Here is a 12,522-nt window from a genome sequence, read left to right as displayed (position 1 = left end):
CCTCGGGACGGAAGAGAGGCGCTGACTGTCTGAGCGAAGCCGAAGGCGCAGCGAGTTTCAGCGCCGCCGGCCCGAGGGCCCTGGAGCAAGGTCCCCGGGCGGAATCCGGGTGCGCCTCGACGGGTACTTTCTTGGGCAAGCAAGAAAGTACCTCGGGGTGCGCTGCCGAGACAGCGCAGGCAGGCGGCGGGCCGAAGGCACCATAAACACCGGAGGACAAACCAGGCCCAGCCTCAACGGAGCAGGCCAAAGGCGTAAAGCGAGCACCGGGCGGCGCGCGCGACGCGCCGTTATAATACGCGGCTTTCCCCACATTCCGACCCGAGCGCGCCCGCGATCATGGACAAGAGCTTCGACCCCAAGAGCATCGAGCAGACCCAGTACGAACGCTGGGAGGCTGCGAACATCTTCGCGCCGCCGGAGACGGGCGAGGCCGGCTACTGCATCCTGCTGCCGCCGCCGAACGTAACCGGCACCCTGCACATGGGGCATGCGTTCCAGCACACCCTGATGGACACCCTGATCCGCTACCGGCGCATGCACGGCGACCGCACCCTGTGGCAGGGCGGTACCGACCATGCCGGAATCGCCACGCAGATGGTGGTCGAACGCCAGCTGGCGGCGCAGGAAAAGACCCGCCACGACCTCGGGCGCGAGGAGTTCGTGCGCGCGGTCTGGGACTGGAAGAACGAATCCGGCGGCACCATCACCCGCCAGATGCGCCGGCTGGGCGATTCGGTGGACTGGTCGCGCGAGCGCTTCACCATGGACGACGGCCTGTCCGAGGCGGTGCTCGAGGTCTTCGTGCGCCTGCATGAGGAAGGCCTGATCTACCGCGGCAAGCGCCTGGTCAACTGGGACCCGGTGCTGCACACCGCGCTGTCCGACCTGGAGGTGCTGTCGGAAGAGGAAAACGGTCACCTGTGGCACTTCCGCTATCCGCTGGCCGACGGCTCCGGGCACCTGACCGTGGCCACCACACGCCCCGAGACCATGCTGGGCGACACCGCCGTCGCGGTGCACCCGGAGGACGAGCGCTACCGCGACCTGATCGGCAAGACGATCCGCCTGCCGCTGGTCGGGCGCGAGATCCCGATCATCGCCGACGACTACGTCGAGTCCGAGTTCGGCTCCGGCTGCGTGAAGATCACCCCGGCGCACGACTTCAACGACTACGCGATGGGCCAGCGTCACGACCTGCCGGTGATCAACATCCTGACCATCGACGCGTGCATGAACGACAACGTGCCCGAGGCCTACCGCGGACTGGACCGCTATGAGGCCCGCAAGCGCGTGGTCGCCGATCTGGATCACCTCGGCCTGCTGGAAAAGACCGAGGACCACCGCCTGATGGTCCCGCGCGGCGATCGCTCCGGCACCGTGGTCGAGCCCTACCTGACCGACCAGTGGTACGTGAAGGCCGGCCCGCTGGCCGAACCGGCGATCAAGGCGGTGGAGGACGGCCGCATCCGCTTCGTGCCGGAGAACTGGTCGAAGACCTACTTCGAGTGGATGCGCAACATCGAGGACTGGTGCATCTCGCGCCAGATCTGGTGGGGTCACCGCATCCCGGCCTGGTACGACGGCGATGGCAACGTGTACGTCGGGCGTTCCGAGGACGAGGTGCGCGAGAAGCACGGCCTGGGCGCCGAGGTGGCGCTGGAACAGGACGAGGACGTCCTCGACACCTGGTTCAGCTCGGCCCTGTGGCCGTTCTCCACCCTCGGCTGGCCGCAGCAGACGCCGGAACTGCGCGACTTCTACCCCACCAGCGTGCTGGTCACCGGCTTCGACATCATCTTCTTCTGGGTCGCCCGCATGATCATGATGGGCGAGCACTTCATGGGCGACGTGCCGTTTCGCGAGGTGTACGTCACCGGCCTGATCCGTGACTCGGAAGGCCAGAAGATGTCCAAGTCCAAGGGCAACGTGATCGACCCGATTGATCTCATCGACGGCATCAGCGCCGACGACCTGGTGGCCAAGCGCACCCGTGGTCTGATGCAGCCGCAGATGGCGAAAAAGATCGAGAAGACCACGCGCAAGGCCTTCCCCGACGGCTTCCCCGCGTTCGGCACCGACGCCCTGCGTTTCACCCTGGCGGCACTGGCCACCACCGGGCGCGACATCAAGTTCGATCTCGGCCGCATCGAGGGCTACCGCAACTTCTGCAACAAGCTGTGGAATGCCTCGCGCTTCGTGCTGATGAACGTCGAGGGCCACGACTGCACGGCTGCAGGGGACACCGCGGAACATCGCACTCTGGCCGATCGCTGGATCCTCGACCGCCTGGCCGAAACCGCCGCGACGGCCACGCAGCAGCTCGATGCCTACCGCTTCGACCTCGCCGCGCAGACGCTGTACGAATTCACCTGGCACGACTACTGCGACTGGTACCTGGAGCTGACCAAGCCGGTGTTGAACGACGAGGCCACGCCGGAGGCGGTCAAGCGTGCCACGCGCCATACGCTCGTCAGCGTGCTCGAGGCCCTGCTGCGCCTGCTGCACCCGGTGATCCCGTTCATCACCGAGGCGATCTGGACCAGTGTGAAGCCGCACGCCGGCATCGGCGACGACATCGAGTTCCTGGTGCAGCGCCCCTGGCCCGCGCAGGACGGCTTCCCGCGCGATGCCACCGCCACCGCCGAGCTCGACTGGGTCAAGGATTTCATCACCGGGCTGCGCCGCATCCGTGCCGAGATGGACATCGCCCCGGGCAAGCCGCTGCCGGTGCTGGTGAAGAACTGGAGCGAGGCCGACCAGGAGCGCTACACGCGCCACCGCGGCCTGCTGGAGTTCCTCGCCAGGCCCGAGAGCGTCACCTGGCTGGATACCACCGACGAGGCCCCGGAGTCCGCGATGGCCCTGGTCGACGACATGCAACTGCTGATCCCGCTGGCCGGGCTGATCGACAAGGATGCCGAGCTGGCACGCCTGGACAAGGAGATCGGCAAGCTCGACAAGAACCTCGAGCAAAGCGAAAAGCGCCTTGCCAACGCAAGCTTCGTGGACCGTGCGCCGGCCGAGGTGGTGCAGAAGGAACGCGACCGCGTCGCCGAGATGCAGGCCACGCGCGAACAGCTCGCCGGCCAGCGCGAACGCATCCGCGCAATGTAGCGGATGCGGGCGTCCATGCAGAGAATCAACTGATCCGGTCGAGCATCCCCTGATGGCGGATCAGCCGGGCGAACAGCCGCCCGGTGTGGTACCAGTGCAGCATCCAGATCTCCCGTGCCAGCCGCAGCTGCGGTACGCGTGGCGAGTGCTCGGCAGGGCAGGGACAGACCTCGAGCCCCACCCCGCGCGCGATGGCCACGGCACGGGGCAGATGGAAGCGACTGGTCACCAGCACACAGCCCGGGAGCGCGCCATCGCCGTGCTGAAGCAGCAGATCGCGCGCGTTTTGCAGGTTCTCGAGGGTGTGCCGCGAGTCCTCTTCACAATAGATTCGGGAAGCCGGGAGGCCACGCTGGCGCAGAAAGGCCGCACCCGCGGCCGACTCGCTGGGCCCTTCCGGCGAGGTATACCCGCCCAGCAGCAGAACGCGGGCCTCCGGGTCGCGCCGCAGCAAGCGCAGGGCCCGCAACAGGCGCAGCCGGTAACCCGGCCCGGGACGCCCCCCTTGTAACTGCTGCCCCAGAACGATGATCCAGGGGGCACGTCCCGGACAGTGCAGGTTGCGCACCCAGAGGTGCATGCGCCCCCACAGCGCGAGCCAGCTAAGCCCCGCCGTCAGCACGATCACCAGATTGGAAAGCCCGAACGTCAGCAGCCCGTCCGGCCCGATGCGCCGAAGCCCGACCCGATCACTGATCAAAGCCCGTCCCCCATGTTGCCTCCAAGCGGCGCACTGGCAGCCAGCCGGCCACCCTCGCATCCAGAGCCCCCGCTGGGCCGCCCAGGCCCACAAAACCGCTTTTCCCCTGCCTTTCGAGGGTACCACGGCCCCTTGGGGTTGCGTATCATCGGCCCCGGGCCGGGAGGTGCTGGGCGTGCCGAGCACCTCTCAACAGGGAGAGCCGATTCCGGATTACGCCGCTAACTGGGGGAGAGACGTGGCAGCACAAACCGCAATGGAACAGGAAGTCGCCAGGCTGATCGTCGACAGCCTGAATCTCGAAGAGGTCAGTCCCGAGCAGATCGAGCCCGAGGCGCCCTTGTTCCGCGAGGGTCTTGGGCTGGACTCGATCGATGCGCTGGAACTGGCGTTGGCCATCTCGCGCGCCTATGGCGTGCAGATCCGTTCCGATGACGAGAACAACCGCCAGATATTCGCATCCTTGCGGGCCCTGACGGCCCATATCGAGGCGCATCGAGCCACGTCGTGAGCACCCGTCTTGCCGCCGGGGTAGCACTGGGCTACCCGGTGGCCGTGATCGCGGGTAGCTTCCTGGAGATGCCGCGCCTGCCGCTGGCCTGGCTGGCGCTGCTCATTCTGGTGCTGGCCTGGAAGGCTCTGCCCGTGTTCGGCCGAGCGGTGATGGCCCTGGCGCTGGCCATGCTAGTGTTGCTTCTGGGTACCGAGCCGGCCGGGAAATGGCTGATTTATGCGGTACCGGTGCTTATTCAAGGGGCCCTGGCATGGCTGTTTGCCCGCTCCCTGCGCCCGGGTTCCACGCCCCTGATCACCCGATATGCGCTGGCCATGGGCGCCTCCGACAGTCCGCCGGTACATCGCTATACGCAGCGACTCACGGTCGCCTGGGCCCTGCTGTGCGGTGGACTCGCCCTGCTGTCGGCGGTGCTGGCAGCAACGGTGTCCACCACTACCTGGGCGTTGTTCGCAAATGGGATCAATTATATGTTCCTGGCGGCCCTGTTCATGCTGGAATATCCATTACGGTGTCGGGTCCTGCGCGATGAACCCAGGGCGGGTTTTCTGCCCTACCTCGCCGCACTGGCGCGCGCCGACCACCGTCGCATCCTGAGGCAACGATGAGGCACTCAAACACCTTACCGCTGATCGCCGATCACTCCACGCCATTGGCCTGGGTGGCAGGGCGTCGTATCTCGCGTGCCGCGTTTCTCGCCGACGTCCGGGCCCTCGCCCGACGCCTCCCGGCCGGCGGGGCCCACTTCAACCTGTGTGAGGATCGCTATCGCTTCGCGGTCGCGTTCGCAGCGATCCTGTTGCGCGGGGGGGCCAGCATCCTCCCGCCGAACCGGGCCCGCACCACCCTGAGCGAAATCGCCGAGCGGCATCCTGGCGCGCACGCCCTGGTAGACGAGCGGGATCTTTCGATCACCATCCCCGTCGTTCCGGTCACCGCGGACGGGACGGAACACGCCCCTAATCCCGGGGCGACCCCGGAGATCCCGACGGACCAGATGGCGGTCCATGCCTATACTTCGGGCAGCACCGGACAGCCCACCGCCCACAGCCGCCGCTGGAGCAGCCTCCACGCCGTAACCACTCAGGCCCTGCGCCGTTTCGGTCTGGGCACCGACGGGGGAACGCTGGTGGGCACCGTCCCCGCACAGCACATGTACGGCCTGGAATCCACGGTGCTGTACGCCCTGCTCGGGCCCTGCACGCTCCTGGCCGAGCGCCCGTTCTTCCCGGACGACATCCGCCAAGCCCTGGCCGACCATGCACCGGCCAGCCTGGTCACGACCCCGTTTCACCTGGACGCCTGCCTGCGGGCGGGCCTGACCTGGCCCGACACGGCGCGGGTCATCAGCGCTACCGCACCACTGGAGCGCGACCGTGCACAGGCTGCGGAAACACTGCTCGGCACAACCGTCTGCGAGATCTACGGCTGCACCGAGGCCGGCGCAGTCGCCAGCCGCGAGACCGCCCGGGAGTCCCTCTGGAGACTCTATGACGGGATTTCCCTGACCACACTGAACAGGGAACGGATCACCGTACAGGGCCCCCAGCATCCGGAGCCGGTCGCCCTGCCCGATCGCATCGAGCGGGAAGATGCCCAGCGGTTTCGCATGCACGGACGCCCGGCGGATCAGCTCAATATCGCCGGCAAACGCGCCTCGCTTGCCGAGCTGAACCGGCGCCTGAACGCCATCCCCGGCGTACTGGACGGGGTGTTCATCCCGCCCGACCCCAAACAGGACGGCGGGAACAGGCGCCTGGCCGCGATCGTGGCCGCCCCCGAACGCTCCGAGGCCGAGATCCTGGCGGCATTGGCCGAAACCACGGACCCGCTGTTCCTTCCGCGTCCCTTGATCCGGGTGGACGCCCTCCCCCGCAGCGCGACGGGCAAAGTCCCGCGCCAGCTCCTGCTGGACCTGCTGGACCAGCACAGTCAGTGCGCCTGAGTCATGACGCCGGTTACCGCCACGCGCCGCATTCCGGACAGCCACCCGTCTCTGCCCGGACACTTTCCCGGTCAGCCCGTCGTACCGGGTGTGATCATCCTGGAGACGGTGGATGCGGTCGCGCGCGAAAGCGGCCTGGGCCCGGTGGCCGCGCTGCCCCGGGCCAAGTTCCTGGCGCCGTTACTCCCGGAGGTCGACTTCCGGGTCGAGATTGAGCCGCCCGGTGCCAGCGGCCTGCGGGCGTTCCGTGTCGTTCGCCTGGACGCCGAGACCCCCGAGCCCCTGTGTAGCGGACAGCTCAGGCTGCACGAAGACGGTCAACCGGTATGAGCCGCGGGTGGTTCCGCCAGGGGGAGCGCGGGTCTCCGCTGGCCTTGCGCATCATCCTGTGGATCGCTTTGCATCTCGGACGTCCGGCCGGACGCGCGCTGCTGTACCCGATCACTGCCTATTTTCTGCTGTTTGCCCCCAAGTCCCGGGGCTACAGCCGGGACTATCTGCGCCGCGTACTCGGGCGCGAGCCGCACCTGCGCGAGATCGCCCGTCACTTCCACAGCTTCGCGTCGGTGATCCTGGACCGCGTCTTCCTGCTGGCCGGAAAGGATGACAGCCTGGACCTTCGGGTTCACGACCGCGAGATCTTCCTCGAGCACGTCGAAACGGGCCGCGGCGCCCTGCTGCTGGGGGCACACCTGGGCAGTTTCGAGGCCTTGCGGGTACTGGCAATAGACAAACACGACTTCCCGGTACGCGTGCTGATGTACCGCGATCACAACCAGCGCATCACCCAGCTTCTGGAGGCGCTCAACCCCCAGGTCGCCGCATCGGTCATCCCCCTGGGCGAGACCGAGACCCTGCTGCAGGCCCGCGACTGCCTGGAGCAAGGGGGCGTTGTGGCCACCCTGGCCGATCGCGTAGCGGAAAGCGACAAGATGATCGAATGCCGATTCCTCGGAGGGCGGGCGTGGTTCCCCCAGGGCCCCCTGCTCGTGGCGGCAGTACTGAAAGTCCCGGTCATCCTCTGCTTCGGCCTCTATCGCGGCGGCAATCGCTACGATATCGTCTTCGAACGCTTCGCCGACGCCATCGAGGCGCCCCGCGGCCGACGCGACGAGGCCCTGGCCGAATGGGTCCAGCTCTATGCCGATCGTCTGGAGGCGCGCGTGCGCGAGGCCCCGTACAACTGGTTCAACTTCTATGACTTCTGGAATGACTCCCCCCGCTAAGCCTTGCTGCTGGCACCCGCCAGGGGCCAGGACACTGGCATTGATGCTGCTCCTGCTGGCTTGCCCGCTGTTCGCAAAGGCGGAGACCTCCGGGGACACGCTGGACCGGATCCTGGAAGCACTGGCCGATGATCCGCCCTCGCACATCGACTTCCGCGAGACACGCGAAGACCCCCTGCTCGAATTCCCCGAGACGCGCACCGGCACGCTGGTGTTCGAGCCGCCGGACACCCTGGAACGCCGCATGGATGGCGATGGCGGCGAACGCGTTCGCATCGAGGGTCGTCAGGTCGTCGTGGAACGCCGGGGCTCCAGCCGCGAAGTCGACTTGGACGAACAGCCGGGCCTGGCCGCGTTTGCCGCCCTGTTCCGCTCCCTTGCCAAGGGGGAGCGCGAGGGACTGGAAGAACACTTCGAGGTCGAGACCGAGGGCGACCTCGAGGCCTGGAAACTGGAACTCACCCCGCGTGACCGTGCCCTTCGCCGCATGATCCTCGGGCTCGAGCTCCGCGGCGAGGGCGATGCCCTCCTGCGTCTGGATACCGAGGAATCCGGGGGCCGCCACAGCCGCATGCAGCTCGACCCCCGAGACGGCGACTGATTGGTGCCGAATCGCCTCTACCTGTCACCGGGACCCGCGCTCTGGCTGATCGGGCTGCTGGTCGCGGCCGGCATACTGCTATGGCGGGGCGAACTGGTAACCGACCTCCAGGGGTTCACCCCCGAGCCGGTCACCGAGAGCGGGATTGCGCTGGATCCCGGGGGCGGTCCGGCCGGACAGATCCTGTTGCTGGGCATCGAGGGCGGCAGCAGCGCACTACGTGCGGATGCCAGCGACCACCTGGCCCAGGCGCTGCACGACCACCCCACAGTCGCGGAGATCCGCAACGGGCGGCTCGACCCGGATGATCCCGCGCTGGATTTCCTGCTCGAGCACCGCTATCTCCTGAGCCCCGAGGTGACGCCGGAGCGCTTCTCCACCGAGAGCCTGCGCGCACAGCTGGAAGAGCGCCGAGAAGACCTCGGGAGCGCCGCCCCCCTGATGCCCCGGGAACTGATTGGCCGCGACCCCACGGGCGAATCGCTCGTGGTGCTGGAGCAGCTCGGTCAGGCCGGGGGCGCGGGGCAACGCGACCGTCACGGGGTCTGGATCGACCCCGAACGCGACCGCGCCGTGCTGGTCCTGCACAGTGCGGCCGACGGCATGGACCTGGATGGCCAGGAGGCGCTCCTGAAGGCCCTCGACGAGGCCTTCGCCGAGTACGCGGACGATCTGGACCTGCTCGTCGCAGGGCCTGCGGTGATTGCGGTCGAATCGCGCGGGCGCATCCGGGGCGAGATCACCGCCTTCAGCCTGGCCGCCAGTCTGGCCCTGGCCACACTGCTGCTGGCCGTGTTCCGCCACCCCCATCCGGTCTGGCTCGCGGCCGTTCCGCTGGCCACCGGCATCCTGGCCGGCGCCGCGGTGGTAACGCTGGTGTTTGGTCACCTGCACGGGATCGCGCTGGCGTTCGGCATTACGGTGCTGGGCATCGCGCTCGACTACCCGCTGCACCTGTTCGCACACAGCCGGAACCCCCCGAGTGACGGGATGCGCGGCGTCGCGCGCGAACTGTGGCCGGCAATCGGCCTGGGGGCCGGGAGCACGGTACTGGTCTACGCGCTGATGGCGATCACGGGCTTTTCCGGCATGGCGCAACTCGGGCTGTTCGTGCTGACCGGTGTCGGCGTGGCCGCGATCACCACGCGTTGGGTGCTGCCCCGCCTGATGCCGCAGGTGCTCCAGCGCAACGGGGTGCCCCCGGCGCGCCTGCCCGTACCCACCGCGCTGACACAGCCGCCCCTCACGGCGCGCTGGATCCTGGCAGCCGCGGTGCTGGGGGCCCTGGTGGTGATCGCCAGCACCGACCCGTTCCCCTGGGAGGACAACCTGGGCGCGCTGCACCCGGTGCCACAGGAGCACATCGACCGCGACCGCGAACTGCGCCACGCCCTGGGGCTTCCGGATATTCGCCATGCCCTGCTGATCACCGCGCCCGACCCCGAGCGGGCACTGCAGGCCGCCGAGGCACTGACCCCGGGTCTGGAAGATCTGCGCCATCAGGAAACGCTGACGGCCTACGACCATGCGGCCAGGGCCCTGCCGAGCCAGGCCCTGCAGCGCACACGCCAGGAGGCCCTGCCCGCCACGGACACCCTGCGCGAGCGGCTGGACACCGCCATCGACGGGCTGGGTTTTCGCGCGGACGCCTTCGATCCCTTTCTGGAGGATGTGGCCCGCTCCCGCGATCTGGAACCGCTCACGTTGGCCACACTGCCCGACGGCCCGTTGCGCCAGACGACAGGCACCCTGCTGATGCCGGGCGAGGACCGCGGCGACTGGATGGCCTGGGTGCGGCTGAGCGGCGTAGAGGACGCGACGGAGGTCAGGAATTGGCTGCAGCGGGAACCGCTGGCGGACCTGCCCGAGCTGGGCGACGTGGGCGTGCAGCACGTGGATTTCCTGCGCGCGTCGGAGGACCTGGTCAGCGAATTCCGCGATCAGGCGCTGGAACGGCTGGCCCTCGGCGTGGGGGCCGTGGCGCTGTTGCTGCTGCTGGTCACCCGCGCCCCCGGGCGCAGCCTGCGCATCCTGACGGCGGTGGGCAGTGGCCTGGTCCTGACCGTGGCCGCCCTGATCCTGCTCGGGATCTCCCTGTCCCTGTTCCATCTGATTGCACTGCTGCTGATCGTCGGGCTGTGTCTGGACTACGCAGTGTTTTTCAGCCGCCCCCTGAAAGACCTCCAGGCACGACTGCGCACGGCCGCCTCGGTCAGTATCTGCGCGCTTTCCACCGTGGCCGTGTTTGGCTTGTTGGCCCTGTCCAGTCTGCCGGTGCTCCGGGCCATGGGTCTCACGGTGGTGCTGGGCGTGGTATTTTCCTTTCTCGCAGCCGCGCTTCTGGCGCAGCCCCCCCGGTCGCGCCGTACAGTGCCGGAACATCAATAAACCCCTGCAGCCAATCTCCCGCCAACCGCAGCCCGCCGAATGAAGCCACTGGTCATCTCCGCTCACACCCTGACCTCCGCCAACGGAACCGGCCGCCAGGCCAATGCCGATGCCCTGCACCAAGGGGACAGCGGACTGCGCCCCTGCGACCTGGACTCCGTGCGGCTGGACACCCATATCGGGCGCGTGGCGGGCGTCGAGGACATCGCTCTGGCCGATCACCTGGCCCCGTTCCAGTGCCGCAATCACCAGCTGGCCGAGCTGGGGCTGCGCCAGGATGGCTTCGCCGAGGCCATCGGGACCGCCCGCGAGCGCTACGGCGCCGGACGCATTGCAGTCCTGATGGGTACCAGCACCTCGGGGATCGCGGCGACGGAACAGGCCTACCACCGCCGCGACCCGTCCACCGGGGAGCTGCCACCGGACTACGACTACCAGCACACGCAGAACATGTTCTCGCTGGCCGATTTCGTCGCTACCCGGCTCGGGCTGCGGGGACCGGCGATGGTGGTCTCCACGGCCTGCTCGTCCAGTGCCAAGGTCTTTGCCGATGCGGAGCGCTTCATCGCGGCCGGGCTCTGCGATGCCGCCGTGGTGGGCGGAGTCGACAGCCTCTGCGGGATGACCCTGTACGGCTTCAATGCGCTGCAGCTCGTGGCACCGGGCCCGTGTCGCCCACTGCACACCGAGCGCGCGGGGATCTCCATCGGCGAGGCCGCCGGTTTCTTCCTGCTGGAAAAGACCGACAGCGGTGCGGCCGGTCCCCGACTGATCGGCCACGGCGAATCCAGCGATGCCCATCACATGTCCGCCCCGCATCCGGAAGGGCTTGGTGCGGCACGGGCCATGGAGCAGGCCCTCGCGCGGGCACAGCGACCCGCCGGGGCCATCGACTATGTGCTCATGCATGCCACCGCGACGCCGGCCAACGACCGCTCCGAGGCGCGCGCCCTGGCGCGCCTGTTTGGCGCGCACAGCCGCGCCGCTGGCACCAAGGGCCTGACCGGCCACACGCTGGGCGCAGCCGGTGCGGTCGGGGTCGCCCAGGCACTGGAAAGCCTGGAGAGGGGCTTCGTACCCGCCACGGCAGGACTCGACCACCCGGACCCTGAACTTGAACTGGACGCACGAGGGGTCGCTGAGGAACGCGATATCCGCCACGTACTGGTAAACGCATTCGGCTTTGGCGGCAACAACTGCAGCCTGCTACTGGAGGCCGCATGAAGGTCGGTATTGCGGCCATCGGCCTGCTGGGCCCGGGCCTGGCCGATTTCGCCTCGGCGCACCCCGTCCTCGCCGGACAGAAGGCCCACGAGCTGACGCCGGTCGCCATCCCGCCGACCACCCTGCTGCCGGCCAACGAGCGCCGCCGCACAACGGACACGATTCGCCTGGCACTGAAGGTCGCGGAGGAGGCCACGACCGATTGCGATCGCAGCCAGCTGCGGTCCGTGTTCGCCTCGTCCTCCGGGGACATGGACATCATCGACCGCATCTGCGAGGCCCTGACGCAGCCCGAGCCCATGGTCTCGCCCGTACAGTTCCACAACTCGGTCCACAACGCGCCGGCCGGAAACTGGTCGATCGCCACAGGGAATCCGGCCCCCGCCACGGCCATCTCGGGCTTCACTGCGACCCTGGCGGCGGGCCTGCTGGAGGCCGCCACGCTGCAGCAGGCCGAGGGTGGCGAGGTCCTGCTGGCTGCCTACGATGTCGCCTCCATGCCCACATTCCGGCGCGCACGGCCCGTCACCGAGCCATTTGCCGTAGCACTGCGTCTCGGCCCCGCGGGAGCCCGGCGGCCCACACTCGAGCTGACCCTGGGAGAAGCCGGCGATCCCACCCCTTGCCGCCAGGATGCACTGGAAGCCTTGCGCGGCACCAACCCTGCCGCCCGCGCCCTGCCACTGCTGGAGGTGCTCGCGCGCGGCGAGGGCGGTCATGTTACGCTTGCCGCGCCGCTGGGACGATCGCTGGAGATCCGCGTCACACCTTGATCGCTCCGCGGTTTTCCCAATCTCTGCGACGGAT

The 12,522-nt window shown here is 68.4% G+C and carries 11 protein-coding genes; 10 read left to right on the top strand and 1 reads right to left on the bottom strand.

Annotated elements, in window-relative coordinates:
* The first annotated feature begins 339 nt into the window (after positions 1 to 339).
* On the top strand, positions 340 to 3,117 hold the full coding sequence (locus C995_RS0113190) for a valine--tRNA ligase (protein ID WP_018865388.1): 2,778 nt from the start codon (positions 340 to 342) through the stop codon (positions 3,115 to 3,117).
* A gap of 25 nt (positions 3,118 to 3,142) precedes the next feature.
* Here C995_RS0113190 and C995_RS0113185 read toward each other — a convergent pair whose 3' ends face one another.
* Entirely contained in the window at positions 3,143 to 3,817 is a 675-nt protein-coding gene (locus C995_RS0113185; RefSeq protein WP_018865387.1) for a YdcF family protein, read from the bottom strand.
* 238 nt (positions 3,818 to 4,055) lie between these two features.
* Between C995_RS0113185 and C995_RS0113180 the strand changes: the two genes are divergently transcribed.
* Genes C995_RS0113180 through C995_RS0113140 form a run of 9 tightly spaced genes read left to right on the top strand, consistent with a single transcriptional unit; the run spans position 4,056 to position 12,488 of the window.
* Positions 4,056 to 4,328, top strand: a complete 273-nt coding sequence (locus tag C995_RS0113180) for a phosphopantetheine-binding protein (RefSeq protein ID WP_081618911.1) — start codon at positions 4,056 to 4,058, stop codon at positions 4,326 to 4,328.
* Positions 4,325 to 4,939 (top strand): hypothetical protein, encoded by a 615-nt coding sequence (locus C995_RS0113175; protein WP_018865385.1) that lies wholly within the window; start codon positions 4,325 to 4,327, stop codon positions 4,937 to 4,939. The genes C995_RS0113180 and C995_RS0113175 overlap by 4 nt, the downstream gene beginning before the upstream one ends.
* Complete coding sequence (locus C995_RS0113170; protein ID WP_018865384.1) at positions 4,936 to 6,276, top strand: AMP-binding protein; 1,341 nt, start codon at positions 4,936 to 4,938, stop codon at positions 6,274 to 6,276. The genes C995_RS0113175 and C995_RS0113170 overlap by 4 nt, the downstream gene beginning before the upstream one ends.
* A 3-nt stretch (positions 6,277 to 6,279) precedes the next feature.
* Positions 6,280 to 6,606 carry a hypothetical protein gene (locus tag C995_RS0113165; protein ID WP_018865383.1) on the top strand — a complete coding sequence of 109 codons (327 nt, stop codon included), beginning with the start codon at positions 6,280 to 6,282 and terminating at the stop codon, positions 6,604 to 6,606.
* Positions 6,603 to 7,502 carry a lipid A biosynthesis acyltransferase gene (locus C995_RS0113160; RefSeq protein ID WP_018865382.1) on the top strand — a complete coding sequence of 300 codons (900 nt, stop codon included), beginning with the start codon at positions 6,603 to 6,605 and terminating at the stop codon, positions 7,500 to 7,502. Before C995_RS0113165 ends, C995_RS0113160 begins: the two co-directional genes overlap by 4 nt.
* Before the next feature lie 46 nt (positions 7,503 to 7,548).
* On the top strand, positions 7,549 to 8,103 hold the full coding sequence (locus C995_RS0113155; RefSeq protein ID WP_026279127.1) for a LolA-related protein: 555 nt from the start codon (positions 7,549 to 7,551) through the stop codon (positions 8,101 to 8,103).
* On the top strand, positions 8,104 to 10,491 hold the full coding sequence (locus tag C995_RS0113150; protein ID WP_018865380.1) for an MMPL family transporter: 2,388 nt from the start codon (positions 8,104 to 8,106) through the stop codon (positions 10,489 to 10,491).
* Between the two features lie 39 nt (positions 10,492 to 10,530).
* Positions 10,531 to 11,715: a beta-ketoacyl-[acyl-carrier-protein] synthase family protein gene (locus C995_RS0113145; protein ID WP_018865379.1), complete on the top strand. Its 1,185-nt coding sequence runs from the start codon at positions 10,531 to 10,533 to the stop codon at positions 11,713 to 11,715.
* Complete coding sequence (locus C995_RS0113140; protein ID WP_018865378.1) at positions 11,712 to 12,488, top strand: beta-ketoacyl synthase chain length factor; 777 nt, start codon at positions 11,712 to 11,714, stop codon at positions 12,486 to 12,488. Before C995_RS0113145 ends, C995_RS0113140 begins: the two co-directional genes overlap by 4 nt.
* The last annotated feature ends 34 nt before the right edge of the window (positions 12,489 to 12,522 follow it).

The organism is Thioalkalivibrio sp. ARh3 (assembly GCF_000377265.1).
GTDB lineage: Bacteria > Pseudomonadota > Gammaproteobacteria > Ectothiorhodospirales > Ectothiorhodospiraceae > Thioalkalivibrio > Thioalkalivibrio thiocyanoxidans.
The sequence above is the reverse complement of the archived record's forward strand: the minus strand, read 5'-3'. Positions and strand labels throughout refer to the sequence as shown.